The sequence below is a fragment of the Piscibacillus sp. B03 genome (assembly GCF_052246295.1).
Lineage (GTDB): Bacteria > Bacillota > Bacilli > Bacillales > Alkalibacillaceae > Piscibacillus.
The window spans coordinates 37422-61755 of the sequence record NZ_JBQQCO010000014.1 but is presented as its reverse complement, the minus strand read 5'-3'; the positions used below and the strand labels follow the sequence as shown (position 1 = coordinate 61755).

The window sequence follows — 24334 nt, the reverse complement described above, 5'->3', positions numbered from 1 at the left end:
TGCGAATTCGTTTCATGTCAATAATGTGATAATATAACGTATTGAGAACAATTTTAAGGAGTGTTTTAAATGTACTTCGTAGATCGAGACCATATTGAACAAACATTGTTATATATGAACGGCTTATTGGAAACTTATGAACAACAAACGAGTGAATCATTTTTAGAAAAGTTAGGAACAGAGCGCTTAGCTCAAATGGTAGTTGAATCTATTATTGATGTCGGAAATATGATGATTGACGGGTTCATTATGCGTGACCCAGGCAGTTATGAAGATATTATTGATATTTTAGTGGACGAGCAAGTGATTCCTAAAGAAGATGAAACTGCTTATAAAGAGACAATAGGTCTTAGAAAAATGCTTGTACGTGAATATACAAACGTCAATCATAAGGAAATTGAAGAAGTGCTGTCTAAACATGTTAAAACATTAGAGCACTTCAGACCGTATGTATTGGACTACCTTGAGAAGGAAATGGGACCTGTGACGACTTTCAAAAAACGTGAGGAGAAATAGTTGTGAAGGATTATAAAGGATACTTGATTGATTTAGATGGCACCATGTATAAAGGGAAATCCGAAATACCTGAAGCTAAAGTGTTTATTCAAGAACTAAGAAATCGAAATATTCCTCACATATTCGTAACAAATAACTCTTCACGTACACCAGAGGTAACGGTGGAAAAGCTTAAACAGTTTGGTATTGAAGCTGAAGTGGAGCAAGTGATGACGGCCTCATTAGCAACTGCCATTCATGTTCATGAGGAGAATCCTGATGCAACTGCGTATGTCATTGGTGAAGCGGGTCTAACCCATGCACTTGAAGAAAAAGGTGTCCAGGTGGTTAATGGTGAAGCAGATTATGTCGTGATGGGCATCGATCGGGAAAATACATATCGTAAATTAAGAGATGCTTGCCTTTATGTTCAAAAAGGAGCGAGATTTGTTGCGACGAATCCGGATATAAAAGTTCCAACAGAAAAAGGCTTAGTTCCTGGTAACGGTGCGTTCGTTAACTTAGTAGAAAATGTAACAGGAATAAAGCCAGAGGTCGTTGGAAAACCATCTGGCCTTATGTTACAAATTGCTTTAGAGTATTTGGGCATTCGAGCTGAAGAAGCCATTATGGTGGGTGATAACTATCATACCGATATCATGGCCGGAATTAATGCTGGTATGGATACGTTACATGTTCAAACAGGTGTTACAACTAAAGATGAGTTAACTCAATTTGGTACTCAGCCAACATATACCATTGAAACTTTAGATAAATGGTTTTAGATAAGAAAGAACAAAAGGGATGAATCATTTTTCGATTCATCCCTTTTGCTCATTATTAATCGTGCCTAAGAAAAAACCATCTACTTCTGATAATTTACCCCGCCACAAGAACTTTGTCTTAGAAGGGGTAGGCTTTTGATCTCCATTATAGACTTGAGCATCTTTTAAATGAATATATTGAATATCCTCAGAATTTTGTTGCGCAGCATACTCACTAGTTTTAGAAAGCTTTTCTGAGAATAACTTAGCAACATCATTACCTTCTTGAAACTTTTCACTCATTTCTTGAAAGTATTGGCTAGCTGACATGGTTTTTGCTCATTTAAAACCTCCTTTTAAGCGTCTGAAGACAAGATTTAAATATAGGTTGATGACCTTACAATGTCGATACCCGCATTAATAAAGTAGAAACGTAGATGAATTTATACTTGTAACTGAAAAGGAATTTTTTACCTTGAATATTAAAATTTTTGGGTTAAAGAAAAAATTTAAGTGTATGTGAATAGAAGGTTGGAATGTTAAATGAGGATTAAATATGACCTTTTTTACAAACATATTAAAATATTGAAAAAGTGGACAAGGGATAGTTAAAAATGAAAAAGACTGTCTAAGTTGGACAGTCTTTTGGGAGATGAAACGTAAATTTGATTATGATAGGATATTAATAATTAATCATTAATCATCAATTGAGCTCATTGCATCAAATTGACTGTGAGCAAGACGGCTTGAAGCTGCGGCTGCAATCGCACCTACAATATCATCTAAGAAAGTGTGGCATCCATAATTTTTATCATTTAATCGTTTCAGAACGCCAGGCTTTACTTTGTCAATATATCCATAGTTTGTAAAACCAATTGAACCATAAACGTTAACAATCGATAACGCAATCACTTCATCAATACCATATAATCCTTCATCTTGTTCAACGATTTGTTGTAACGGTTCATCAAGCTCATTTTTCTCTGCTAATTTATCTAGTTGAATGCCTGTTAGAATCGCATTTTGTACTTCACGCTTTTGCAATACCTTTTTAACGTTTGCTAAGCATTCATCTTTTGATAAGTCATCATGATATTTTTCTTGTAAAAAGTAGACAAGATCAGCAATTTCATCTAACTTTACATTTCGTTCTTCTAAAGCTTCTAATGCTTTTGTTTCTAAATTCATTATAAATCACACCTATCCTGTATTTTTTCTTTATTTTACTTCATTGACTAAATAATATAAAGGAGGCTTGGAATTGATGACAAAAATATTAATCACACGTAATTTACCCGAATCAGCCGTTGATAAACTAAACGAATCTTATGAAGTGGAAATGTGGCCCCATGAGGATACTCCGATTCCGCGTGAAGAACTTTTAGATAAAGTAAAAGATGCCGATGCGGTACTGGCTATGTTAACGGAAACAATTGACGAGGAAGTTTTTCAGAAGGCTAAGAACTTAAAGGTAGTCGCTAATATGGCAGTAGGCTTTGACAATATTGACTTGGAATCCGCTAAAAAGCATGAGGTGGTTATAACCAATACGCCGGATGTGTTAAATGAAACAACTGCCGATTTAACGTTTGCTTTATTACTTGCAACGGCAAGGCGAATTCCGGAAGCGGTGGAATATGTCAAGCAGGATGATTGGAAAACATGGTCGCCGTTTTTATTAGCAGGATCAGATGTTCATCATAAAACTCTTGGAATAGTAGGGATGGGAAACATAGGGCAGGCTGTTGCTAAGAGAGCAACAGGATTTAATATGAGTATCCTTTATCATAATCGTTCTAGGAAAAAGAATGCCGAGCAGGAACTTGGAGCGACTTATGTTGAGTTTGATGAACTTATTCAACAATCGGATTTTGTTGTTTGTATGACACCTTTAACAGATGAAACGAAGAATATGTTTAATGCAGATGTTTTTAAGAACATGAAAGAATCAGCTATTTTTATCAATTCATCTCGCGGTGGTGTCGTGAATGAAGAGGATTTATTTAAGGCGCTAGAAGATGGAGACATTAAAGCAGCTGGTTTAGATGTATTTAAAAATGAACCGATTAAGAGTGATCATCCATTATTGAGTTTGGGCAATGTTGTGGCACTTCCTCATATTGGATCAGCTAGTGTGGATACTCGAATGAAGATGGTGGAGTTAGCGGTTGAGAATATTGCGCGAGTGTTGAATGGAGAAGATCCAATTACGCCTGTTAATTAAATGTACTTCTTGCTTATCTATTTGGGTTATGCATTTCTAAAAGAATAGGTGTCATTAATAAGCCTATGGGTGTTAATTCGAACTTTATGGGTGTTAAACGGAATTCTACGGGCGTTAGTTGAGGATCTATGGGTGCTAATCCGCACTCTATGGGGGTAAATCAATCCTCTATAATAAAAATTCCATTATGATAAGAAAAAAATCGCATGTGTCGGCCACATGCGATTTGTACTGATTATAGAGTATTAGAAAATTTGTTCTACTTCTTGTACGCCAGGTACTTCTGCACGTAATGCGCGTTCAATACCTGCCTTAAGTGTGATGGCAGAACTCGGGCAGTTTCCGCAAGCACCTTTCAAACGTAGAAGTACAATACCGTCGTCATCCACGTCGACTAACTCTACGTCGCCTCCGTCACGAAGTAAAAAAGGGCGTAGTTTTCCAATGACTTCTTGTACCTGTTCAAACATCGTTCATCTTCCCCTTTCTTAACTATATTATATCACGAAATTGATATTTTTCTAACCGTTTAAACAAAAATATTGAGAATCATTATCATTGTACCTAGATTTTCTTATGGTGTAAAATAAAATTAACTGAAAGATTTACTTAGGAGGGGAAGTATGGGGAAGAACATCGAATTGACGGTTTATGGTGCTGAGGTACTTTGCCCAAGTTGTGTGAATTTACCAAGTTCTAAGGAACAATATGAGTGGTTACAAGCTGCGATCGGTCGTAAGTTTGGTGAAGATGCCATTCAATATAAATATGTTGATATATTTAATCCGCCTGAACAAGGGCCATATAAAGAGTTTGCTGAGCGGGTGGTTGAGGAAGATATGTTTTATCCAGTTGTGTTGATTGAAGATGAAATTGTTGGGGAAGGTAATCCTAAATTAAAAACGGTTTATAAGGCGTTAGAAGAACGGGGATTAGAACCACAATCATAAACAGAAATGGGTTCAATCAACAAGATTAAGGGAGTGTGTATATGAACCCAAATATAGAGTTCTGTATCAATAATTTAATGAGTGGATCTCAAGAAGCATATGATAAATTATCTCGTGATCCGGATCTCGATGTCGTTGAATTAGGATGTACGAGCCACTGTGCGCTTTGTTCAATGACGCTATTTGCGCTAGTTGAGGGTGTTTGTGTAACAGCTGAGACACCTGAACAGCTAGTAGATAATATTTATAAACAACTAGAAGAAGATGAACCGAGTATATAGGAGATATGAGTATGAATATTCCATTTACGAAAATGCATGGCCTAGGCAATAATTACATTTATATAGATGGTTTTAAAGTTGCCTTAGATGAAGAAGACCTATCACCACTAGCTCAAGCTGTCTCTAATGTCTATACGGGTATTGGTTCAGATGGCTTGATTTTAATGCTGCCATCGGATATTGCTGATGTAAGGATGAGAATTTTTAATAAAGACGGATCAGAAGCGATGAACTGTGGTAACGGACTTCGTTGTGTCGCAAAACTAGCATACGATTTAGGTTATGTTGATCAAACAACGTTTACGGTTGAAGCCAAATCAGGTGTGGTTGATGCCGAAGTCGAAGTTGAACAAGGTGTGGTGAAAAACGTCTCGATTGATATGGGGCAGCCTATTTTAGAACGTGGGAAAATACCAATGGAAACCTTAACAGGAGATGCAGATGATCATGTTATACAAGAACCGTTTTTAGTTGGTGAAGAAAACTTGTACGCAACGGCTGTGTCGATGGGGAATCCTCACGTCATTTTTTATGTAGATGATATGGTTGATGCACCACTTGAAACAGTGGGTCCGGCCGTGACGAATGATTCTCGTTTCCCGGAAGGTGTGAACGTTGAATTTGTTGAGGTGTTAAATAACCAGGAGATTAATTTCCGTGTTTGGGAAAGAGGGTCTGGCATTACCCAAGCTTGTGGAACTGGTGCATGTGCCGCCGTTGTGTCCTCTGTATTAAATGATTATGTTAAAAAAGACAAAGAAGTGGTAGTACACCTAGATGGTGGAGATCTCATGATTACGTGGAAAGAAGATGGCCATGTCATGATGAAAGGGCCGGCAGTTACAGTCGCGACAGGCGAATTTTATTGGCAGAAAATTTGAATGAACTGTATTCAATCAGTATAATGAATCTTAAGGAGGTATGTCGTATGGCAATCCAACTAACTGAGCAAGCTCAGTATCAGGTTAAAGAAATGCTTAAAGAAGAAACTGCGGAGAACGTATACTTACGCTTCGGTGTAAAAGGTGGAGGATGCAGTGGTCTTTCCTATAAATTAGGTTTTGATTATGAAGTCAAGGAAACCGATGAACTTTATGAAGACTTCGATATTCCTGTGGTCATCGCTAAGATGGACCGCCCAATCGTTGAAGGCACGACCATTGATTTTAAACAAAATATGATGGGTGGCGGATTCACGATTGATAATCCTAATGCCATCGTTTCATGTGGTTGTGGTTCTTCATTCAAAGCGAAAGAACGAGAAGGTACTCCAGAGAAGTGTTAATCAAAGCTTGTTGTCTACGGACAGCAAGCTTTTTTTCTGTAAAGAAGCCCAAAATAAAATTTTTTGTAATATGATGAACTTATGTGCGTCTATTAATTAGACAACAATTTAGGGGGTAAAGCCATGGATGAAGAACTCATTACCGAATGGTTTGATCGATATGCCGATGATATATATCGATTTTTAGCTTATTACACATCGTCACCCGATGTAGAAGATTTAGTTCAAGATGTATTCATTAAAGCTATAAACAACTTTGATTCCTTTAAAGGGAACTCAAGCCCGAAGACTTGGTTAATTTCAATTGCGCGTAACCTAGCAATTGATGAAGCAAGGAAAAAGAAACGACAGGATTGGCGTAAACTCATTGATACGTATGACACTGAAAACGAAGAATCACCTGAGGATGTTTATCAAACAACTGAGGAGAAAGCGTTGCTCTATGAAGCCATTCATACATTAAAGCCCAATTATCGAGATGTCATAATTTTACGTGGAATCGAAGAACTATCGATTAAGGAAGCGGCTGATGTATTGAATTGGACGGAAAACAAAGTACGAATCACATTCTATCGCGCATTAAAAGTGCTAAAGACTAAGGTTGGGAGGGTCAGCTATGAGTAAACATGATGATCAATTTCTTGATGAATTGAAGGGGTTAAAAACGATGAGTAGCATTGATCCAAAAAAGAAGGAAGAGATGAGAATGGCAATTTCCAAACATGCTAAGAAAAAGAGAGCACAACAGAAACGTAAGCGCCAATTTATTTGGATGGCAACTGCAGCTGCAATCTTATTATTCGGGATCGTTGCCGCGACAATGATTAATCAACAAAATATGACGGTTGATGAACCAGGTACACCACCTGATAGTGAACAGGTGCAAGGGCAGGATCCGGAAGAAGGATCAGAAGAAGAAGTGAACGAAGAGCCGGAAAATACACCTGAAGAAGACCCTGAAGAGGGTGAACAGCCAGTAGAAGAGGAAAAAAATCGCAATCTTGAAGTGAAAGTTGAAGGTCCATATGAAGAAACGATTATGATTGAGGGGATGGAAGAGAGCACAACCGTCTTGGAGTATCATATAACCTCTCATCAAATCAGCTACCAAATGAATGAATTCTTAGGAAATGACTTAATAGAGGATGATAAAATCGTTCATACAAGTGATGCTGAGAATGTGAAAATAACAGTAGAAATCATTAACAACACAGCTTTAAACGATTTTGCAACGGAGTTAGATGGAGATCAAACACCTTTAGACCCTGAGGAAAATTCCTTTGAAGGTATTATGCATCATGAAAGTGGTGATATCGCTTCTGGGTATTACGCCTATCAAATTAATGATGATGTATTATATATTCAATTTGAGTATATAATCGAAGCAGGAGACGGCGTCGAACCAAGACTAGAAAAGCTAAGGCAGTCAATAAAAGAAACCCAATAAACAGGCCGTAAAAATACCCTCCTCGTCTAAACGAGGAGGGTTTCCTTATGCTTGTCCAGCTGCTTGAGTTTGAGCTGATTTCTTCTTCATAATACCAAGGCCAATAACGGCTACAACGACCATGACTTCTAATCCGTATTTCAGAAATTCATTTGCAAACAGATTAGCTATGATCGGTTCTTTTACAATCATCTTAGAAGCGGTCCAGGCTAATACAGCACCACCAATAAAGATAATCATCGGGAATCTTTCCATTAGCTTTAGGACAATTTGACTTCCAAATACAATGATTGGAATTGAGATTAATAAACCAAGGACAACTAACAGAACACTTCCATGTGCAGCACCTGCAACAGCAAGGACGTTATCTAGACCCATCATCGCATCGGCAATAATAATTGTCTTGATGGCTGCCCATAGACTTCCTCCTGCTTTGACATTGACTTCTTCCTCTTCGGTTAAGAGTTTATAAGCAATCCAGATTAGCACGATACCACCAATAAGTAAAAGTCCTGGAATCTTTAGTAACCAAACTACGAAAACAGTTGCTAGTGCTCGGATGAAGATTGCCCCAAAAGTCCCCCAGATAATAGCTTTTCGTTGATGGTGCTTCGGTAAGTTTCGAGCTGCTAAGGCGATGACAACTGCATTATCTCCAGCTAACACTAAATCAATTAATATAATTGCGACTAATGCTGAGAAAAACTCAACTGTAAATAAATCCACTTAATTTATCCCCCCTCAATATATGTAACATAAAAAAAGAGACCTTTGCCCACCGTAAATTAGGTAAGCAAAAGTCTCGCTAACAATCTGTGATTGCCAATAAAGCCGAGAGGTTCTAACCTCCGAGAATGACGACTTTTATTGTGAAAGCTACTCCCCTTTGTTTGAAAAGAGATTACTTATCTTCAAAAATTTTCATTGATGTAGAGTGTTTCGGTTGTACTCTAGAATTAGGATCAATGCGAACTTTAGCATTATTTACAGCAGTTGGTCCTTCACCAAAACCAGCTGCAATTAATTTAACTTTTCCTGGGTAAGTACAAATATCACCAGCAGCATAAACGCCAGGAATATTTGTTTCCATTTTAGAGTTAACAACAATGCTGTTCTTCTCTAATTCTAATCCCCAATCTTTAATCGGGCCTAGAGATGAAATGAAACCGTAGTTGATAATGACATCATCAACATCAACCTCGACTGTTTCTTCTGATTTCACTTTTTGTAAGATTACCTTATTAATGTTCTCATCACCTTCAAGGTCATAAGGCACATAAGGCGTTAAAACTTCAACTGATGAATTTTTTAATTGCTCAACACTATGCTCGTGAGCTCTGAACTGATCGCGACGGTGAACAATAGTCACTTTTTCTGCGATCGGTTCTAACATTAATGACCAGTCTACTGCTGAGTCACCACCACCACAGACTAAAACTTTTTTGTCTCTAAAAGCTTCTAAATCTTTGATGTAATAATGTAAGTTTGTGCTCTCATACTTTTCAGCACCATCAATTTTTAGTCTGCGAGGTTCGAATGCCCCGTTACCAGCCGTAATGATCATTGTCTTTGTATAGAATGTATCTTTATCTGTTGTTAACTTAATTAAGTTTTCATCAACTCTCTCAACCTTTTGAACCGCATGATCTAACGTGATTTCAGGGTTGAACGGTTTAACTTGTTCATATAAGTTATCAACTAATTCTTGTGCGCGGATTTTAGGAAATCCAGCAACATCGAAGATATATTTTTCAGGATATAATGCAGATAATTGACCACCGATGTGAGGAAGGCTTTCAATGATTTGTACATCAGCCTGACGTAAGCCGCCGTAAAATGCAGTGAATAGGCCAACCGGACCGGCGCCAATGATCGTTATGTCTCTAACATGATCACTCATAAATTTTCCCCACCTTTTATGAATTCAATTCGCACCATTGAACATTATAACATTATACAGGCAGTTATGAGAACTTTTTTCTATTATAAATTATCTGAAACATTAGAAAATATTAAGAGGGTTGAAAATAGTCACAAAAAGTTCTAAGATTGACTTTAGGAATGTTTAACGAAATTATGACAATCTTTTATTTTTATCTGTGAAAAAAATCACAAAGTCATTCGTGACATAAAATTTTTAAGGATGGAAGGGATTAGTATGAACAGACCAAACATTGTCATTCTTGGTGCGGGTTACGGCGGTATTATGACGGCAGTAAACCTCCAAAAGAAAATGTCACCTGAGGAAGCCAACATCACGTTGGTAAACAAACACGACTATCACTATCAAACAACTTGGCTACATGAAAATGCAGCAGGTACACTTCACCACGATCGTACTCGTATTGCAATCAAAGATGTTGTCGATTTTAACAAAATTAATTTCGTACAAGACACAGTACAATCGATCGACCCAAAAAGCAAAACAGTTACATTAGAAGATGGCGAACTATCTTATGACTATCTTGTGATCGGTTTAGGATTTGAATCAGCTACATTCGGTATTGAAGGGCTTAAAGAGCACGCTTTCTCTATCCAAAACATTAACAGTGCGCGTTTAATCCGCGATCATATTGAGTACAATTTTGCTCAATACAATTTAGAAAAAGATGAACGTCAGGATTTAATTACAATTATTGTTGGTGGTGCTGGTTTTACAGGTATCGAATTCGTTGCAGAACTAGCAAACCGTATTCCAGAGCTTTGCCAAGAATATGATGTACCTAAAGACAAAGTGCGTTTAATCAATGTTGAAGCTGGTCCAACTGCATTAGCTGGTTTTGATCCAGAACTTGTTGAATATGCGATGAACCGTCTTGAAGAAAAAGGCGTTGAATTCAAACTTGGTACAATGATTAAGAAAGTTAATGAAGAAGGCATTATCGTTGAAAAAGACGAAGAACAAGAAGAAATTAAATCTAAGAATGTTATCTGGGCAGCTGGTGTAACAGGTAACTCGATCGTTCAAGAGTCAGGTTTCGAAACAAACCGTGGCCGTGTACCAGTTCGCAATGATCTTCGTACGCCAGACTATGATGATGTGTTTGTGGTAGGGGATTGTGCAGTGATCATGAACCCTGAATCAGAACGCCCTTATCCACCAACAGCACAGATTGCGATTCAAATGGCAGATGTTGTGGCTCACAACTTAAAGCAATTAGTCAGCGGAAGTGAGAAACTTGAAGGATTTGAACCAAACATTCAAGGTACAGTAGCATCATTAGGTCACACGGACGCAATTGGTGTTGTGTTTGATGATAAGAAGTTATTTGGTCGTTCAGCTTCAATTATGAAAAAAGTAATCGATAACCGTTATCTAATGAAATTAGGTGGCGTTGGTCTAGTCCTTAAAAAAGGTAAACTTGATATGTATCACTAAATTGTAACGATTTGAAAAGCAAAGGCATAGGTCTTTGCTTTTCTTTTATGTTAAACTGATAGAGGTTTAACGAACGAATAAAGGTAGGGAACAAACGTGGGTATTTTATTTGGATTTGTTGCAGCATTATTGTTTTTTGTATTATTTTTTGGCATTGCGTTTATTATCAACATGTTGTTACGTACAACATGGTTAATGTCGTTGGTTTATCCTATTGTTGTTATTTTAATTATTGATAATGTTTCATTCTGGAGTTACTTCACGTCTCCAACAGATTCCTTTTCACAACTACCAGATCGCATTGTTGCTCTTGAGGCATTTGACTTAATTGTCCTCTTGGCAGGGTTGGCTGGTACCATAGTAGCTGGAATTGTCATTAAAATTTTAAGGCAAAAAGGATATCAAATGTTTTAGTGTGTTAATTTCGAAATTTTCAGGTAAATGTATAAAAGCTTCTTAATTTGGTTACGCTTCATGACAAAGAGGTGTTAAACATGCGTAATCAATTAAGAAGCTTTTTCTTTTTCGCTATTTTATTAGTGAGCATGACATCACTGCTGTTGACTGTAAATCTATCTTTTAAAGCAGCTGATGAATACACACCATCTATTCAATCTAAAGAATTTGAAGGACACCAAGTCTCATTAACTCATAAATCTAAGGTATGGGAAGAGGCAGAGGAAGATCGAGAAGATGGGGAACAGTTATCAGTAGCTGGCGTTAGTGAGCAAGTTGATGCGAGTGAGAAACAAGAGGACAAGGAAGTACAGCCAGTTTTGGCAGAGCAAGAAAGTGGACAAGCAGATCAAAGTGATGAAGTTGAACAGACGTCTATGACTGCAGAAGTTGCGTTCAAACAATATCCTACTAAAACGGTTGTGGCAACAGGCTACACTGCAGGTTATGAATCGACAGGTAAAACAGAGGGTCACCCTCTGTACGGTATTACGTTTTCTGGATTAACAGTACAAAGAGGCGTACTGTCTACGATTGCAGCAGACCCAAGTGTGTTTCCATTAGGCACTGTGATGTATGTACCTGATTATGGTTATGGAATTGTAATGGATACTGGCGGAGCTATTAAAGGTAATAAAATAGATTTGTATTATGAAACAGTAGATGAAGTGTACAATGAATGGGGTAAAAAGAGCACGGATGTGTATGTCATCGAAATGGGTGAAGGTACCGTGACAGAAAGTGATTTAGCGTTTTGGGAAGAACAGATTACTTCAGAGGCATTACCCGTTTTTAATGAATAGTAGATTAAGGCTACCAAAGTCTAATAAAAGACTGAGGTGGCCTTTTGCTTTAAGTTTGAAATGGCTCCTGAAACGAAGTCAACCTACATACGGGTTGAAGGGTATCGCTGGATGTCGTCAGGGAAGTGCTGAATGTCGATAGGGAGCCGCGGAATGTCGATAGTGGAGCGCTGAATGATGATAGGGAAGCGCTGAATGTCGATAGGGAGACTCTGAATGTCGATAGTGAGCCGCGGAATGTCGATAGGGAGCCGTGGAATGTCGATAGTGGAGCGCTGGATGTCGATAGGGAAGTGCTGAATGTCGATAGGGAAGTGCTGGATGTCGATAAGGAAGCCCTTGATGTCGATAGTGGAGCGCTGAATGTCGATAGGGAAGTGCTGGATGTCGATAAGGAAGCCCTTGATGTCGATAGTGGAGCGCTGAATGTCGATAGTGGAGCGCTGATTGTCGATAGGGAGACTCTGAATGTCGATAGGGAAGCGCTGAATGTCGATAGGGAGACTCTGAATGTCGATAGGGAGCCGCCGAATGTTGATAGGGAGGGCTGAACGTCCGAAAGTGTACGAGAAATGCGACGCTGTGTCTGTAAAACGGATCAAAGCCCACACTAAATGGACATGGCCACTTTTAGCCGATTAGGAGTATTGCATTTTGACTATCCTACAATATGAAATAAACCGAACCCTAGGTGTTAATCCAAGAGTTCGGCCTATATTTATATTGCATAAAAGATAACGGATATTAAGATTCCTGTTAGTGCACCAAAGAACACTTCGATCGGTTGGTGCCCGAGTAATTCTTTAAGTTCACGCTGTTTTTCACGTTCTTCTTTTTCTTGCCAATGCTTTGCCTCATCGACCAAGCGTTGAAAATCTTTTACCAATTGATTTAAAATCGTTGCATGTTGACCGGCATGTCGTCTTATTCCTGTTGCATCATACATAACGATAATACTTAAGACGCAGGCTATCGCAAAATAAGGCGAATCTAACCCGTGTTCAATTCCTACCGCAGTTGTTAGTGCTGCCACTGCCGCTGAGTGGCTACTTGGCATTCCACCTGTACTGAATGCAAGTGAAAGTTCTAACTTACGGTCCGCAATAAAATGGATTGGAATTTTGACAACTTGAGCAAACACAACTGCAAACAATGCTAAAACTAACGGTGTATTGTGTAGTATTTCCATTTTGACGCCACCTTCTAAAACTGTTCTGTATCTAATCTATATAATCATCATACCCTATTTATGTTCTGAAAAAAACAAACATTTGTGATTTCGAACTGATAAAATATTTGATAAGATAATGATAATAATACGGAGGTGTACACATGGTCAATGTAATTAATAATCAAGTCACAAACGTCGAAACAGATGCACTATTAGTAGGTCTATACGAAGAAAGTAAAGAAGAACAACAAGTGTATCAGTCTTTAAATGAGGTACTAGATGGTCACCTAGAAGAACTTGTTAAGCAAGGCGACATCCACAATGCTTATGGAAAAGTTTCTAAAGTACATACATTTGGAAATGCGGACGCAAAACGAGTTTATTTTGTAGGATTAGGTAAAAAAGATGAACTAGATGTCAGTCGTTTTCGCAAAGTGATGGGGAAAGCGTTCAAACAGGTAAATAGTGATCAGTTAACAGGAGCGACGGTTGCTTTAGAAAGTTTTACAGAAGATTTAACGTTTGCAGAAGCAATCGGAGAAGCTTTTGTTATGTCGACTTATCAGCTTGAAACGTATCACACAGATCGAGAGAACAAAGGCTTCTTATCAGACCTCACTGTAATTTCAGGCGAGGAAGGTGTAAAACAAGCAATCGAAGTTGGTTTAGCTTTAGGTGAAGGGACAAACTCAGCTCGTCACTTAGTTAATTTGCCTGGAAACTTACTTACAGCTTCTGACTTAGCAGCTTATGCTGAGAATATTGCACATAAACACGGCATGGAAATCGAAATTTTTGAGAAAGAACAGATTGAAGAACTAGGCATGGGTGCATTATTAGCAGTTAACCAAGGGTCCAAGGAACCACCTCGTTTTATCGTAATGAAATATCAAGGGAAAGCGGAGTGGAGTGATCCTGTCGCATTAGTCGGTAAAGGGATTACATTTGATACAGGTGGCTACTCGTTAAAAGGTAAAGAAGGCATCATTGGCATGAAAATGGACATGGGTGGAGCAGCATCAGTGTTAGGTGCGATGGATGCGATTGGTCAAATCAAGCCTGAGGAAAACGTACTATGTTTGGTTCCATCTACTGACAATATGATTAGTGGTGATGCGTTCAAGCCAGATGATGTGATTGTGTCTATGAGTGGAAAAACAATAGAAGTCCGTAACACAGACGCAGAAGGTCGCTTAGCGTTAGCGGATGCAGTCACTTATGCGAATCAACAAGGTGCATCACGAATCATTGATGTGGCAACGTTAACAGGAGGCGTTGTGGTAGCGCTAGGAGATGAAATGACAGGCGCTATGACGAACAACGGCGAGTGGTTTGATCAAGTTTACGAAGCTTCTGAACAAGCAGGAGAGCTTATATGGGAACTTCCATACCATGACGTATTTAAGAAAAAAGTTCGTACAAGCCACATTGCGGACTTAAATAATTCACCAGGTCGTAAAGGCCATGCTGTATTAGCAGGTTGTTTTGTAGGTGAATTTGTCGGTGATACACCATGGGTTCACTTAGATATCGCAGGTACGGCCATGTCTGAATCAGAACACGACCTAGGTCCAAAAGGCCCAACAGGTGTCATGGTCCGCACGTTAGCGAAGACGATTATGAATCAAAAATAAATATGGAACTTTTGTGCAAGCGCAAAAGTATTCGATTGAAAGCTGGCGGATGCAAGTCCGTCAGCTTTTTCTTTTGGAATGGGATGAGTTCACGTGAAATCGAGGGCTGCACATGAAATCAAAAACAGTACCTAAAATCATAGAAAAAAAGCCATTTCGATCAAATCGAAATGGCCAACCACTGATTAGAAATGTGGAAAGGAAAATGGGTGTATATAAATTATGTTCTAGACGCTAAAGTTGGGACGGCTTTAGACAATCTAGATATAAACTGCGGTAATACAACCGCAAGTCCCATTGTTATAATAAAATCTTTAATAAAGAATGGAATCATGGAAATGACTGAAGCTTTCATCGAAATTGCGACTTCTGAGATGTAATTTAATGATAGATACATAAATGGTGTGCCGATTACGTAATTTGTCATAAGTCCGGCAAACGTTGCGATTAAGTAAATGCTTACTTTTGGCTGACTTGCTTTCTCAACGATATAACCTGCAATGAATGCGACAAAAATAAATGAAATTAAGAATCCACCTGTTGGTGAAATTAGTGCAGTCGCGCCAGCGCTCATTTGTGCGAAAACTGGAACTCCCGCGATTCCAACAAGTAAGTAGACAATCATCGAGAATGCGCCTAATTTTTTACCTAAAATTAAACCAGCCATGATCGCGAAAAGTGTTTGTAGTGTAATTGGTACTTCCCCGCTTGCGTATGTAATTTTAAATGCAGGAAACCAAAATGCAATGTTTGCACCAATCATCATTAGTACGACGAATACGGCGCCTAGTGTTAAGTCTAAAGTTTTAAATTTTGAATTCATGTATTGTCACCCTTTCTGAAAATATGGTAAACAATTACGAAAATAATGTCAACTAGTTTTTTGTTAAGGTGAACAATGCATGAGAAGGAAAAATAATCACTATATAGAATAAATACCTTTGGGGGGTTTTTATGTCTGAAACTGTAAAAAATGTTATAACTATCGTTGCACTCATAAGTTTAGCTGTTGGATTTTATTATTACTACCAAAATAGTCCAGAGCAAAAAGTTAAACGCGTCGCAGAGGAATATTATGAATCGTTAATCGACGAAGACTACGAGAGTACATTCAACCATTTGTACGTATATGACGATAATGAGAATCATCATCCAACAGACGGCACAAAGTTATCTGAGAAGGAAGCCAAACAATTTTATATGGAAAAAGTTAAAACGCTTAACGAATTTGAATATCAAATTAAGGATTTTGATATTTATAATATTAGAAAAGAAGATGGTCATACCTCGTTCGCGGAAACAACGTTAGTGGTGGACGTTCAAGGTCATACATATGAGTGGAAAGAAACAATCGATGAGTATAATGGAGAGGCTTGGATTGTTGATAGTAACGATCCATTTGTTAAGTTTCGTGATGGTACCGTTAATTTTGATCTCGACGAAGCTCAACCTAAGTACTTTTTTCAAGACGGCGAGGAGTCCCAGGAGTGAAAAAGCTCATAATCATATTAGTCGTATTTCTTGCAGGCTGCATCGGAAATAAAACATTTACGTGGGAAATTGATGCTTTGACCGAAGACGATGTGATGGTAGTCGACTGTTCTGAGCAACTCAATAAGACGGATGATGACTTTGGCGTAGAGTGTCCCATCGAGATCACAGACTAAACAGAAATTAAAAATCAAGAAGAAAAGTCGTTATCGATTGATGACCTTAAACCTGGGAGTAAAGTTGAAGTGACGTTAACCACTTCAATTGATATTGATATAAAACAAAATTTCGAAGCTGATCAAATTATTATATTAAGTAGAGGAGAAGATTAAGGTGAGATTTCTATGGATCGCACTAATAGTTACAATTTTAATTTTATCAGGATGCCAGTCTGAGAAGGAATTATCAGTAGAAAAATTGAATGAAGCAGATCTTGATGAAACGATTCGTGATTCTTTTGGTCACGTTGACGAAAATGGTGCACACCTATTTTATGGTAATGAAAAGGATGTACTTTATGTTTATCTAAACGGGTCTAATGTCCAACAAGGGGAGACTGCCACTTATTTTACACAGTTTGAAGTGGATTCGAATGGCGATACGTTAAATCTTAGATACAACAGTGATCATACTGAAGATTACGGTGATGAGTCGTTAGATTATGAAGCTTTCTATAAAGTTTCGTTAGATCAGGAATATGATACGATTTTGGTATTTGAAAATGGTGAGGAGGTTCCACTAGGGACCGTCATTGCTTCGAAATAACGATCACAGCCAATATAATCGACCCCATTTGATTAAATATCGACCCCATTTCAAAAAAAATCGACCACGAAATTTGTCGGCGGGGTAAAAAATGCGTTTTTATCGACCCCTAAACGAAATTTATCGACCCCAAAAAAAGAGCACCGACTACTCTCGGTGCTCATACCAATCATTATTTTGTCGCAGCTTCTAAAGCTACTTCGATCATGTCGTTAAACGTTGTTTGGCGTTCTTCAGCTGTTGTTTCCTCGCCTGTTAAGATGTGGTCACTTACTGTCAGAACAGATAATGCGTTACGGTTGTACTTAGCAGCTAATGTGTAAAGAGCTGTTGTTTCCATTTCAACCGCAAGCACGTTGTAATCCGCAAGCTTTTGGAATAGTTCCATTGCATTGTCACGGTAGAAGCTATCGCTTGTGAAGACGTTACCGACTCTTAGGTTCAAGCCGCGCTCTTCACCAACCTCGTAAGCTTTCTTAAGAAGATTGAAGTCTGCACCAGGAGCATAGTCAATTCCACCAAACTCCATACGGTTCATCTGTGAGTCAGTCGTTGATGTTTGAGCTAAAATGACGTCACGAACTTTAACGTCTTTTTGAAGCGCGCCACAAGAACCAACGCGAATTAAGTTTTGAACATCATACTCTTGAATTAATTCATTTACGTAAATTGAGATACTAGGGACGCCCATACCTGTTCCTTGTACAGAGATGCGCTTACCTTGGTATGTACCAGTGTAACCGTACATACCACGAACTTCGTTATAGCAAGTCACATCTTCTAAAAATGTTTCCGCAATATATTTGGCACGTAGCGGGTCACCTGGAAGTAGAATCGTATCTGCAATATCGCCTTTTTTGGCACCAATATGTGTACTCATATCGTAGATCCTCCTTGATTCTTTCTTACCTCCTTAACCTACCATATTTCATATTAGTGCACAATTTAAACGTATTTAGTTAATTAATTCAATATATTCGCGCAATAATTTCCACTGGTTATTTTCCTGACGCCAAACAAAGATCGCCTTAGCAGGATATTCGATTCCATTAACCGTATTAGTTTCAGTCCCGATTACTAACATGTCATTCGTTCTTTCAGTAATAGATTCTATTTCAAATGACTTTTGGGCATTCATATTTAAATATTGTTCTAAGACAGCATTTAAATCATAGTTGTAGTCATATTTCGAAGGGACATCTAGTGCGCTGTGACACCAGAAACCCGTAAATCTTTTAGACATCTTTTGGCGAATGTAGTCAGGATTGTTCGTATCAAGTGCTTTATTCCAGGCCTCAAAATATTCCTTTACAATTTGTTCAATCATCGGTGTTCCTCCTCATTTTGTTTAAAAAAACTGAGCCCGTGGTCGAGCTCAGTTAACATTTATACAACCTCTTCTAGCACTTTCATTTCTTCGTGATCGAGTAAGTTCTTATTAATTTTACCTTCAATTTCTTTATTCATATGGTCTTCTAAGTCATTAACTTCATCTGATTCACCAACTAGATAAATTCGTTCCCAACCATGATCTTTGGCGACTTTATCTAGTTTTGGTGCAATGCTTTTGTACCAACGATAACGGTTAGCTTCGAAACGTTCGTTAAATTCATCTTTTTTAGATGTTTTGCCACCGCCAGTACCTAAGTTGGAATCAGCTTTGTGGGTACCTTGGTGCATTCTCCAATCTTCTGTATCTAAGTCTAGTTCATATACATTTGTTTCATTGACCGTTCCTAAATCTGCATCAATATATTTGATTTGGTTCTTCTGAGTCAAAATGATGCCTGTTTTAGGGAACGTTTGTTGTAATTCTTTTAACTGATCTAATACAGGTTCTTCTTCCCAATAGAACGCTGTTTTAACTGGCATTTGTAAAATATCTGCGAACCAGATATCGCCATCTCCAGTTGCAAAAATGATAACACTCTTTTTAAGGTTCATTTCATTTTCATTCATAAAGTTTTCGACTTTCTCTTTAACAGCCCAGTAGTTACGCTTTTCATCTGAATCACCATCTTCTTGTAAGTAGGATTCAAAATTATTTAATCCATTTTTAAGCTGTAATCTCCATTTTCCACCTTGTTGGTCAGGGTCAGCTGGGTCTGTATTTAAATACATCGTAAACACTTTATTCGGTTTTTCAGAATGATAATGTTCAAGTTTATTTAGTAATGGTTTTAAATCCAATGAGATCATCTCCTTTTTGTGGATTTATTTGATTAATTCCACGAAAAGAATTGGTTTAAACACTTTTGAAAATTTGTTTTTTATTATATCAAGGATTGTCCAATATAATATATCGAAATATATGTAATAGCTTATGAGTTAATATCATCTATTTGTTTTTGAATAGAATTTAACCAAATGACGACTTGATCTATACTTTCTTGTTGTTGATCCTGATCACTTGTTAAGTCATCTAGTTGATTTTGAAGATTAAGTAATTGTTGATTTAACTCTTCTTTTTCTTGTTCGGCTTGTAAATTAGCTTCTTTAGTTTCATCGATTGCTAATAATGCGGATAAGGTAGCTATTGCATCAGCCAATGTTGTAAGTGTGCTGGCTACTAATGCTAATTTTAGACTTTCAGGTATGTCACTAGTATTTGTATTGTTAGATTTTAGGAAATCATAAATCTCCATTCAGATGCCACCTTTAAAAGATTTTGTAATTTAATATATGTCATGCTTAAAAGAGTGTTATAAAATGTCAGAGTTAACATTAAAGAGTAGGCCAATTTATAGCGTTTCTAAAAGACTTATTGTATAATTGTTAGTATCAGTTAACTGTTAATCACAGTATTATCTGATTTAATGTTTAATCCTAAAGTTAATTAGGGTTTATCGTATTCAGTTTTAAGCAATCTGAGTATTGATTCTTCGGGGCTGGGTGAAAATCCCGACCGGCGGTGATGGATGCAGAGCCATTCTTAGTCCGCGACCCGCTTTTTTTATGGCGGCTGATCTAGTGAGAAACTAGAACCGACAGTGAGAGTCTGGATGGGAGAAGGATCGGATCGTTACCCGTTTATGAAAAAAGGGGGTTAACGATTGAGAGATAAGTATTTCTTTATGCATCATGCCTTAGAATTGGCGAGACTTACGATTGGTCAAACACGTCCGAATCCATCTGTGGGTGCGGTCGTAGTTAAAGATGGCCAAGTGGTTGGCACTGGTACTCACATGAAGTCTGGTGAACCGCACGCTGAAGTGTTTGCGCTTAAGCAGGCTGGTGAACTTGCTAAAGATGCCGAAATTTATGTGACGTTAGAACCTTGTGCACATTACGGCAAAACGCCTCCGTGTACCAAAGCAATTATTGATGCTGGGATAAAAAAGGTATACGTTGCAACGCTTGACCCGAACCCGAAAGTTGCAGGTGGCGGTGTTGAGTGGATTCGCCGAGAAGGTATTGATGTTGAAGTTGGTATTTTAGAACAAGAAGCTCAAGACATTAATAAAATGTTCTTTCATTTTATGAAAACCAAGCGTCCATATATCACGCTAAAAACAGCTGTTTCCTTAGATGGGAAAATGACAGCTAATAGTGGTGATAGTAAATGGATAACTAGTGATCAATCAAGATTAGATGTTCATCATAATCGTCATCGACATGACGCGATTTTAGTTGGAAGTGAGACGGTTTTACGAGATGATCCTCTATTAACCACCCGTTTGCCCCACGGAGGTATGAACCCTACACGTATCGTCCTCGATACACATTTATCGATTCCTTTAGAAACTAAGCTTTTAACAAACCATGATTCAAATACAATAGTAGTTTGTGGAAAAAATGCAAATACTAACAAAGAAGACGTACTGAATGACATAGATCATGTGCAAGTATGGCGGCTAAATCATGAACAAATTAATTTAGAAGCCTTACTAGATCGCATGGCTGATGAAAAACTCATGAGCCTTTATGTTGAAGGTGGCTCAACGATTCATTCTGCTTTTATACAAGAGAAATTATTCAATGAGATACATGTTTACATGGCGCCGAAATTAATCGGTGGAGCCATGAGTAAAGCTTTTTATAATCAATTAGGTTTCGATGAAGTCAAAGACTCCATTCATGTGGAATTTGATTCGGTTGAAACGATTGGTCAAGATATAAAAATTATCGCAAAGCCTCGCGAAGAGGAGGGTTCATAATGTTTACAGGTATTGTTGAAGAAGTAGGGACAATTAAACAAATGATTCAAGGTGAAGAGTCGTTACAATTAACGATTGAAGTTGAAAAGATTACCCAGGATGTCCAGCTAGGCGACAGCATTTCGGTTAATGGTGTTTGCTTAACCGTGACGAATTTTACAAACACGACGTTTGATACTGATATTATGCCAGAGACATTTCATCATACTGCGTTAAAAGGTTTATCAGAAGGGTCGAAAGTGAATCTTGAACGTGCGATGCCAGCAAATGGACGTTTTGGTGGTCATTTTGTGTCAGGGCATGTGGATGGTGTCGGGAAAATTGTTAAACGTGAACGTAAAGACAACGCTGAGTACTTCTACATTGAGGTACCAGATGAGTTAGCCAAATATTTTATGTTAAAAGGATCTGTCAGTGTTGACGGGACATCGCTTACCGTATTTGGCGTTGAGAACAATCGATTTACGATTTCACTGATTCCTCATACTCAAGAAGCGACGATTTTAACATCTAAGCATGAAGGTGATGAAGTCAATATTGAATGTGATATGTTGTTGAAATACGTTCATCAACTGGTGAAGCCAAGTGAAGGTGAAGCAGACGGTATTTCAGTTGAACAATTACGCCGTGCAGGTTTTATGGGACAGTAACTAGAGAGGGTTAAAATAGGAGGGGCATTTATGTTTGATTCAATACAAGAAGCAATTGAAGATTTAAAAAAGGGGAAAGTCATCATTGTCGTTGATGATGAAAATCGTGAAAACGAAGGTGATTTTGTCGCACTAGCAGAATATACAACACCAGAAGTCGTGAACTTTATGGTAAGTGAAGGACGCGGATTACTTTGCGCACCCATCACGCAAGAAAAAGCGGATCAACTACAGCTTAATTTAATGGCTGATGTGAATACAGATAGCCACGGAACAGCATTCACGGTAAGTATTGACCACGTAGATACGACAACAGGAATTAGTGCAGAAGAGCGTTCGAATACGATTACTCGATTGGCAGAGGATGAGGTGGTACCGACCGAATTTAAGCGTCCAGGGCATATTTTTCCACTAATTGCGAAAAAAGGTGGCGTGCTTCGTCGTGCTGGACATACGGAAGCGGCGGTTGATTTTGCTCAGTTAGCAGGGTCAAAACCAGCAGGTGCGATTTGTGAAATTATGAATGAAGACGGTACAATGGCCCGTGTACCTGAATTACGCAAGTTAGCAGACAAACACGATCTAAAACTTGTCACCATCGAAGATTTAATAAAATATCGTCGCATGCATGAAAAACTCGTTCACCGTGAAGTGGAAATTAACTTACCAACGTCATATGGCGATTTTCGCACGGTAGCTTATACGAACCAAATTGATGGTCGTGAGCATATTGCGCTTGTTAAAGGTGAAGTGACACCTGATGAGCCTACACTTGTGCGTGTGCATAGTGAGTGCTTAACAGGGGATGTGTTTGGTTCACATCGTTGTGATTGTGGACCACAATTAGAGTCTGCATTACAACAAATTGAAGAAGAAGGCAAAGGTGTCTTATTATACATGCGCCAAGAAGGCCGTGGCATTGGTCTTTTAAATAAATTAAAAGCTTATAAACTTCAAGAAGAAGGCTATGACACGGTTGAAGCAAATGAAAAACTAGGATATCCAGCAGACTTACGTGATTACGGAATCGGCGCACAAATTTTAGAAGATCTAGGCGTTCGCAAAATGCGCCTGTTGACTAATAACCCACGTAAGATTAAAGGGCTCCATGGTTATGATTTAGAGTTAGTTGAACGTGTGCCTTTGAAAATGCAGCCAAACAAAGACAACCAAAAATACTTAGATACTAAACGTGATAAATTAGGACATTTATTCTAAGACGGAGGGGAATTTATTATGAAAACAATTGAAGGTAATTTAGTAGGATCAGGATTAAAAGTGGCCATCGTAGCAGGTCGTTTTAACGATTTTATTACAGAAAAACTAGTCGATGGAGCGGTTGGCGGACTTAAGCGCCACGGTGTTAACGACGATGACATCACATTAGCATGGGTACCAGGTGCATTTGAGATTCCACTTGCGGCGAAAAAATTAGCAGCTTCTGGCGATTACGATGCTGTCATTACATTAGGTGCGGTGATTAAAGGGTCAACGCCTCACTTTGATTATGTTTGTAGCGAAGCAGCTAAGGGCGTTTCACATGCTAACTTAGAAACTGGCGTACCAGTTATTTTCGGTGTCATCACAACCAACACCATAGAACAGGCAATCGAACGTGCTGGCACAAAAGCTGGCAACAAAGGTTACGACGCTGCAGTTGGTGCAATCGAAATGGCGAACTTAGTTAAAGAACTTTAATTTTCATAAAATCGAAACAAAAGTATTGAAGGATCGCTTGGCGCATCTGATATAATGAAGTTAGTTTAAAGAAATAGGTGATTTAGCTATGATGGAGTTTTTATACTTCCCAGAAGATAAATCTGCATATATTCCGGCGATTCTCACACTGTTAATATTTATCACAGTGGCCGTTTTAGTCATGAGAATGATTATAAAAAAAGCCAAGCGAGATCAAGAAAAATTTGAATCTCAGTATCCTGAAGGAAAACGTGAATCAGAACAACCTAGGTGACATAGCTCACCTAGGTTGTTTTTTATGAGACGAAAGAGCAGAGATGAAGTTCAGGTTTATGAACGAGTTTGAGCAGATCATGAACGGGTTCCGGGAGTTTATGAACGAGTTTGAGCAGCTTATGAACGGGTTTGAGCAGGTTATGAACGAGTTTGAGCAGCTTATGAACGGGTTCGAGCAGCTTATGAACGGGTTTGAGCAGGTTATGAACGAGTTTGAGCAGGTTATGAACGAGTTTGAGCAGGTTATGAACGGGTTCGAGCAATTTATGAACGAGTTTGAGCAGCTTATGAACGGGTTCCGGGAGTTTATGAACGAGTTACGGGAATTTATGAACGGTTTCCCCAATTTATGAACGGCTATTCAAAACAAAATCTCTGAAAATGACTTTCGTATGTTTAAGATTCCTC

At 38.3% G+C, this 24334-nt stretch carries 34 protein-coding genes and 1 riboswitch; of the genes, 23 read left to right on the top strand and 11 right to left on the bottom strand.

Going from position 1 to position 24334, the window contains the following annotated elements; translation table 11 throughout:
• Positions 1-69 precede the first annotated feature (69 nt).
• The gene (gene hepT / locus ACTWQB_RS10795) at positions 70-516 is read left to right on the top strand and encodes a type VII toxin-antitoxin system HepT family RNase toxin (protein WP_443139195.1); all 447 of its coding nucleotides are present in this window, start codon (positions 70-72) and stop codon (positions 514-516) included.
• A gap of 2 nt (positions 517-518) precedes the next feature.
• The gene (locus tag ACTWQB_RS10790; RefSeq protein WP_443139194.1) at positions 519-1280 is read left to right on the top strand and encodes a TIGR01457 family HAD-type hydrolase; all 762 of its coding nucleotides are present in this window, start codon (positions 519-521) and stop codon (positions 1278-1280) included.
• 36 nt (positions 1281-1316) lie between these two features.
• Here the strand turns inward: ACTWQB_RS10790 and gvpU are convergent, their stop codons facing one another.
• Positions 1317-1589: a gas vesicle accessory protein GvpU gene (gene gvpU, locus ACTWQB_RS10785; RefSeq protein WP_443139193.1), complete on the bottom strand. Its 273-nt coding sequence runs from the start codon at positions 1587-1589 to the stop codon at positions 1317-1319.
• A gap of 366 nt (positions 1590-1955) precedes the next feature.
• Positions 1956-2447 carry a phosphatidylglycerophosphatase A family protein gene (locus tag ACTWQB_RS10780; RefSeq protein ID WP_443139192.1) on the bottom strand — a complete coding sequence of 164 codons (492 nt, stop codon included), beginning with the start codon at positions 2445-2447 and terminating at the stop codon, positions 1956-1958.
• Between the two features lie 76 nt (positions 2448-2523).
• On the opposite strand from ACTWQB_RS10780, the gene ACTWQB_RS10775 reads away from it, so the two are divergent.
• Positions 2524-3483 (top strand): 2-hydroxyacid dehydrogenase, encoded by a 960-nt coding sequence (locus tag ACTWQB_RS10775; protein ID WP_443139191.1) that lies wholly within the window; start codon positions 2524-2526, stop codon positions 3481-3483.
• 245 nt (positions 3484-3728) lie between these two features.
• Here the strand turns inward: ACTWQB_RS10775 and ACTWQB_RS10770 are convergent, their stop codons facing one another.
• Positions 3729-3953, bottom strand: a complete 225-nt coding sequence (locus ACTWQB_RS10770) for a NifU family protein (protein ID WP_134338607.1) — start codon at positions 3951-3953, stop codon at positions 3729-3731.
• A 153-nt stretch (positions 3954-4106) separates the two neighbouring features.
• Here ACTWQB_RS10770 and ACTWQB_RS10765 point away from each other — a divergent pair, with 153 nt between their 5' ends.
• The 6 genes from ACTWQB_RS10765 (at position 4107) to ACTWQB_RS10740 (ending at position 7446) form a co-directional block, all read left to right on the top strand.
• Positions 4107-4433 carry a YuzD family protein gene (locus ACTWQB_RS10765; protein ID WP_443139190.1) on the top strand — a complete coding sequence of 109 codons (327 nt, stop codon included), beginning with the start codon at positions 4107-4109 and terminating at the stop codon, positions 4431-4433.
• A 41-nt stretch (positions 4434-4474) separates the two neighbouring features.
• Positions 4475-4714: a DUF1450 domain-containing protein gene (locus ACTWQB_RS10760; RefSeq protein ID WP_443139189.1), complete on the top strand. Its 240-nt coding sequence runs from the start codon at positions 4475-4477 to the stop codon at positions 4712-4714.
• 11 nt (positions 4715-4725) lie between these two features.
• Positions 4726-5595 (top strand): diaminopimelate epimerase, encoded by an 870-nt coding sequence (gene dapF / locus ACTWQB_RS10755; protein ID WP_443139188.1) that lies wholly within the window; start codon positions 4726-4728, stop codon positions 5593-5595.
• Between the two features lie 47 nt (positions 5596-5642).
• Positions 5643-5999 carry a HesB/IscA family protein gene (locus ACTWQB_RS10750; RefSeq protein ID WP_443139187.1) on the top strand — a complete coding sequence of 119 codons (357 nt, stop codon included), beginning with the start codon at positions 5643-5645 and terminating at the stop codon, positions 5997-5999.
• 123 nt (positions 6000-6122) lie between these two features.
• Complete coding sequence (locus ACTWQB_RS10745; protein WP_443139186.1) at positions 6123-6623, top strand: RNA polymerase sigma factor; 501 nt, start codon at positions 6123-6125, stop codon at positions 6621-6623.
• On the top strand, positions 6616-7446 hold the full coding sequence (locus ACTWQB_RS10740; protein ID WP_443139185.1) for a hypothetical protein: 831 nt from the start codon (positions 6616-6618) through the stop codon (positions 7444-7446). The genes ACTWQB_RS10745 and ACTWQB_RS10740 overlap by 8 nt, the downstream gene beginning before the upstream one ends.
• A 45-nt stretch (positions 7447-7491) precedes the next feature.
• Here ACTWQB_RS10740 and ACTWQB_RS10735 read toward each other — a convergent pair whose 3' ends face one another.
• The gene (locus ACTWQB_RS10735; RefSeq protein ID WP_443139184.1) at positions 7492-8172 is read right to left on the bottom strand and encodes a TerC family protein; all 681 of its coding nucleotides are present in this window, start codon (positions 8170-8172) and stop codon (positions 7492-7494) included.
• Positions 8173-8347: 175 nt separating this feature from the next.
• Entirely contained in the window at positions 8348-9346 is a 999-nt protein-coding gene (locus ACTWQB_RS10730) for an NAD(P)/FAD-dependent oxidoreductase (RefSeq protein WP_443139183.1), read from the bottom strand.
• A 258-nt stretch (positions 9347-9604) separates the two neighbouring features.
• Here ACTWQB_RS10730 and ACTWQB_RS10725 point away from each other — a divergent pair, with 258 nt between their 5' ends.
• The 4 genes from ACTWQB_RS10725 to ACTWQB_RS10710 all read left to right on the top strand — a co-directional run bounded on the left by ACTWQB_RS10725 (position 9605) and on the right by ACTWQB_RS10710 (position 12635).
• Entirely contained in the window at positions 9605-10825 is a 1221-nt protein-coding gene (locus tag ACTWQB_RS10725) for an NAD(P)/FAD-dependent oxidoreductase (RefSeq protein WP_443139182.1), read from the top strand.
• A gap of 96 nt (positions 10826-10921) precedes the next feature.
• A complete protein-coding gene (locus ACTWQB_RS10720; protein ID WP_443139181.1) occupies positions 10922-11239 on the top strand; it encodes a YuiB family protein in 318 nt (105 codons plus the stop codon).
• 80 nt (positions 11240-11319) lie between these two features.
• Positions 11320-12084 carry a 3D domain-containing protein gene (locus ACTWQB_RS10715; RefSeq protein WP_443139180.1) on the top strand — a complete coding sequence of 255 codons (765 nt, stop codon included), beginning with the start codon at positions 11320-11322 and terminating at the stop codon, positions 12082-12084.
• A gap of 125 nt (positions 12085-12209) precedes the next feature.
• On the top strand, positions 12210-12635 hold the full coding sequence (locus tag ACTWQB_RS10710; RefSeq protein WP_443139179.1) for a hypothetical protein: 426 nt from the start codon (positions 12210-12212) through the stop codon (positions 12633-12635).
• Between the two features lie 167 nt (positions 12636-12802).
• On the opposite strand, the gene ACTWQB_RS10705 is transcribed toward ACTWQB_RS10710, so the two are convergent.
• Positions 12803-13273, bottom strand: a complete 471-nt coding sequence (locus ACTWQB_RS10705; RefSeq protein ID WP_443139178.1) for a divergent PAP2 family protein — start codon at positions 13271-13273, stop codon at positions 12803-12805.
• A gap of 143 nt (positions 13274-13416) precedes the next feature.
• Here ACTWQB_RS10705 and ACTWQB_RS10700 point away from each other — a divergent pair, with 143 nt between their 5' ends.
• Positions 13417-14889, top strand: coding sequence for a leucyl aminopeptidase (locus ACTWQB_RS10700; RefSeq protein ID WP_443139177.1), 1473 nt, complete (start codon positions 13417-13419; stop codon positions 14887-14889).
• 220 nt (positions 14890-15109) lie between these two features.
• Here the strand turns inward: ACTWQB_RS10700 and ACTWQB_RS10695 are convergent, their stop codons facing one another.
• Complete coding sequence (locus ACTWQB_RS10695; protein WP_443139176.1) at positions 15110-15712, bottom strand: biotin transporter BioY; 603 nt, start codon at positions 15710-15712, stop codon at positions 15110-15112.
• A gap of 131 nt (positions 15713-15843) precedes the next feature.
• On the opposite strand from ACTWQB_RS10695, the gene ACTWQB_RS10690 reads away from it, so the two are divergent.
• From ACTWQB_RS10690 to ACTWQB_RS10680, 3 genes are all read left to right on the top strand, one after another.
• A complete protein-coding gene (locus ACTWQB_RS10690) occupies positions 15844-16380 on the top strand; it encodes a hypothetical protein (RefSeq protein WP_443139175.1) in 537 nt (178 codons plus the stop codon).
• Positions 16377-16556, top strand: a complete 180-nt coding sequence (locus tag ACTWQB_RS10685; RefSeq protein WP_443139174.1) for a hypothetical protein — start codon at positions 16377-16379, stop codon at positions 16554-16556. The genes ACTWQB_RS10690 and ACTWQB_RS10685 overlap by 4 nt, the downstream gene beginning before the upstream one ends.
• A gap of 157 nt (positions 16557-16713) precedes the next feature.
• Positions 16714-17145 carry a hypothetical protein gene (locus ACTWQB_RS10680; RefSeq protein ID WP_443139173.1) on the top strand — a complete coding sequence of 144 codons (432 nt, stop codon included), beginning with the start codon at positions 16714-16716 and terminating at the stop codon, positions 17143-17145.
• 172 nt (positions 17146-17317) lie between these two features.
• Here ACTWQB_RS10680 and deoD read toward each other — a convergent pair whose 3' ends face one another.
• The 4 genes from deoD to ACTWQB_RS10660 all read right to left on the bottom strand — a co-directional run bounded on the left by deoD (position 17318) and on the right by ACTWQB_RS10660 (position 19790).
• The gene (deoD, locus tag ACTWQB_RS10675; protein ID WP_443139172.1) at positions 17318-18025 is read right to left on the bottom strand and encodes a purine-nucleoside phosphorylase; all 708 of its coding nucleotides are present in this window, start codon (positions 18023-18025) and stop codon (positions 17318-17320) included.
• A 75-nt stretch (positions 18026-18100) separates the two neighbouring features.
• The gene (locus ACTWQB_RS10670; RefSeq protein WP_443139171.1) at positions 18101-18472 is read right to left on the bottom strand and encodes a nuclear transport factor 2 family protein; all 372 of its coding nucleotides are present in this window, start codon (positions 18470-18472) and stop codon (positions 18101-18103) included.
• A 59-nt stretch (positions 18473-18531) separates the two neighbouring features.
• Complete coding sequence (locus ACTWQB_RS10665) at positions 18532-19335, bottom strand: VLRF1 family aeRF1-type release factor (RefSeq protein ID WP_443139170.1); 804 nt, start codon at positions 19333-19335, stop codon at positions 18532-18534.
• Between the two features lie 131 nt (positions 19336-19466).
• The gene (locus tag ACTWQB_RS10660; RefSeq protein WP_443139169.1) at positions 19467-19790 is read right to left on the bottom strand and encodes a hypothetical protein; all 324 of its coding nucleotides are present in this window, start codon (positions 19788-19790) and stop codon (positions 19467-19469) included.
• Between the two features lie 229 nt (positions 19791-20019).
• Positions 20020-20163: riboswitch (FMN riboswitch) on the top strand.
• Positions 20164-20198: 35 nt separating this feature from the next.
• Between ACTWQB_RS10660 and ribD the strand changes: the two genes are divergently transcribed.
• The 6 genes from ribD to ACTWQB_RS10630 all read left to right on the top strand — a co-directional run bounded on the left by ribD (position 20199) and on the right by ACTWQB_RS10630 (position 24279).
• The gene (gene ribD / locus ACTWQB_RS10655; RefSeq protein ID WP_443139168.1) at positions 20199-21302 is read left to right on the top strand and encodes a bifunctional diaminohydroxyphosphoribosylaminopyrimidine deaminase/5-amino-6-(5-phosphoribosylamino)uracil reductase RibD; all 1104 of its coding nucleotides are present in this window, start codon (positions 20199-20201) and stop codon (positions 21300-21302) included.
• On the top strand, positions 21302-21952 hold the full coding sequence (ribE, locus tag ACTWQB_RS10650) for a riboflavin synthase (RefSeq protein ID WP_443139167.1): 651 nt from the start codon (positions 21302-21304) through the stop codon (positions 21950-21952). Before ribD ends, ribE begins: the two co-directional genes overlap by 1 nt.
• Positions 21953-21982: 30 nt before the next feature.
• Entirely contained in the window at positions 21983-23170 is a 1188-nt protein-coding gene (locus ACTWQB_RS10645) for a bifunctional 3,4-dihydroxy-2-butanone-4-phosphate synthase/GTP cyclohydrolase II (RefSeq protein WP_443139166.1), read from the top strand.
• Positions 23171-23188: 18 nt separating this feature from the next.
• On the top strand, positions 23189-23650 hold the full coding sequence (gene ribH / locus ACTWQB_RS10640; protein ID WP_443139165.1) for a 6,7-dimethyl-8-ribityllumazine synthase: 462 nt from the start codon (positions 23189-23191) through the stop codon (positions 23648-23650).
• A gap of 88 nt (positions 23651-23738) precedes the next feature.
• A complete protein-coding gene (locus tag ACTWQB_RS10635) occupies positions 23739-23924 on the top strand; it encodes a hypothetical protein (RefSeq protein ID WP_443139164.1) in 186 nt (61 codons plus the stop codon).
• Between the two features lie 58 nt (positions 23925-23982).
• A complete protein-coding gene (locus ACTWQB_RS10630; protein WP_443139163.1) occupies positions 23983-24279 on the top strand; it encodes a hypothetical protein in 297 nt (98 codons plus the stop codon).
• Positions 24280-24334 lie beyond the last annotated feature (55 nt).

Excerpts from the sequence above, each read along its gene's own strand:
- dapF (WP_443139188.1), top strand. The coding sequence starts at position 4,726 with ATGAATATTCCATTTACGAAAATGCATGGCCTAGGCAATAATTACATT.
- ACTWQB_RS10750 (WP_443139187.1), top strand. The coding sequence starts at position 5,643 with ATGGCAATCCAACTAACTGAGCAAGCTCAGTATCAGGTTAAAGAAATG.
- ACTWQB_RS10635 (WP_443139164.1), top strand. The coding sequence starts at position 23,739 with ATGATGGAGTTTTTATACTTCCCAGAAGATAAATCTGCATATATTCCG.
- ACTWQB_RS10645 (WP_443139166.1), top strand. The coding sequence starts at position 21,983 with ATGTTTGATTCAATACAAGAAGCAATTGAAGATTTAAAAAAGGGGAAA.
- ACTWQB_RS10760 (WP_443139189.1), top strand. The coding sequence starts at position 4,475 with ATGAACCCAAATATAGAGTTCTGTATCAATAATTTAATGAGTGGATCT.
- ACTWQB_RS10700 (WP_443139177.1), top strand. The coding sequence starts at position 13,417 with ATGGTCAATGTAATTAATAATCAAGTCACAAACGTCGAAACAGATGCA.
- gvpU (WP_443139193.1), bottom strand. The coding sequence starts at position 1,589 with ATGTCAGCTAGCCAATACTTTCAAGAAATGAGTGAAAAGTTTCAAGAA.
- ACTWQB_RS10770 (WP_134338607.1), bottom strand. The coding sequence starts at position 3,953 with ATGTTTGAACAGGTACAAGAAGTCATTGGAAAACTACGCCCTTTTTTA.
- deoD (WP_443139172.1), bottom strand. The coding sequence starts at position 18,025 with ATGAGTACACATATTGGTGCCAAAAAAGGCGATATTGCAGATACGATT.
- ACTWQB_RS10765 (WP_443139190.1), top strand. The coding sequence starts at position 4,107 with ATGGGGAAGAACATCGAATTGACGGTTTATGGTGCTGAGGTACTTTGC.
- ACTWQB_RS10745 (WP_443139186.1), top strand. The coding sequence starts at position 6,123 with ATGGATGAAGAACTCATTACCGAATGGTTTGATCGATATGCCGATGAT.
- ACTWQB_RS10705 (WP_443139178.1), bottom strand. The coding sequence starts at position 13,273 with ATGGAAATACTACACAATACACCGTTAGTTTTAGCATTGTTTGCAGTT.
- ACTWQB_RS10630 (WP_443139163.1), top strand. The coding sequence starts at position 23,983 with ATGAACGAGTTTGAGCAGATCATGAACGGGTTCCGGGAGTTTATGAAC.
- ACTWQB_RS10690 (WP_443139175.1), top strand. The coding sequence starts at position 15,844 with ATGTCTGAAACTGTAAAAAATGTTATAACTATCGTTGCACTCATAAGT.
- ACTWQB_RS10740 (WP_443139185.1), top strand. The coding sequence starts at position 6,616 with ATGAGTAAACATGATGATCAATTTCTTGATGAATTGAAGGGGTTAAAA.
- ACTWQB_RS10730 (WP_443139183.1), bottom strand. The coding sequence starts at position 9,346 with ATGAGTGATCATGTTAGAGACATAACGATCATTGGCGCCGGTCCGGTT.
- ACTWQB_RS10695 (WP_443139176.1), bottom strand. The coding sequence starts at position 15,712 with ATGAATTCAAAATTTAAAACTTTAGACTTAACACTAGGCGCCGTATTC.
- ACTWQB_RS10670 (WP_443139171.1), bottom strand. The coding sequence starts at position 18,472 with ATGATTGAACAAATTGTAAAGGAATATTTTGAGGCCTGGAATAAAGCA.
- ACTWQB_RS10715 (WP_443139180.1), top strand. The coding sequence starts at position 11,320 with ATGCGTAATCAATTAAGAAGCTTTTTCTTTTTCGCTATTTTATTAGTG.
- ACTWQB_RS10725 (WP_443139182.1), top strand. The coding sequence starts at position 9,605 with ATGAACAGACCAAACATTGTCATTCTTGGTGCGGGTTACGGCGGTATT.
- ACTWQB_RS10660 (WP_443139169.1), bottom strand. The coding sequence starts at position 19,790 with ATGGAGATTTATGATTTCCTAAAATCTAACAATACAAATACTAGTGAC.
- ribH (WP_443139165.1), top strand. The coding sequence starts at position 23,189 with ATGAAAACAATTGAAGGTAATTTAGTAGGATCAGGATTAAAAGTGGCC.
- ACTWQB_RS10775 (WP_443139191.1), top strand. The coding sequence starts at position 2,524 with ATGACAAAAATATTAATCACACGTAATTTACCCGAATCAGCCGTTGAT.
- ribE (WP_443139167.1), top strand. The coding sequence starts at position 21,302 with ATGTTTACAGGTATTGTTGAAGAAGTAGGGACAATTAAACAAATGATT.
- hepT (WP_443139195.1), top strand. The coding sequence starts at position 70 with ATGTACTTCGTAGATCGAGACCATATTGAACAAACATTGTTATATATG.
- ACTWQB_RS10780 (WP_443139192.1), bottom strand. The coding sequence starts at position 2,447 with ATGAATTTAGAAACAAAAGCATTAGAAGCTTTAGAAGAACGAAATGTA.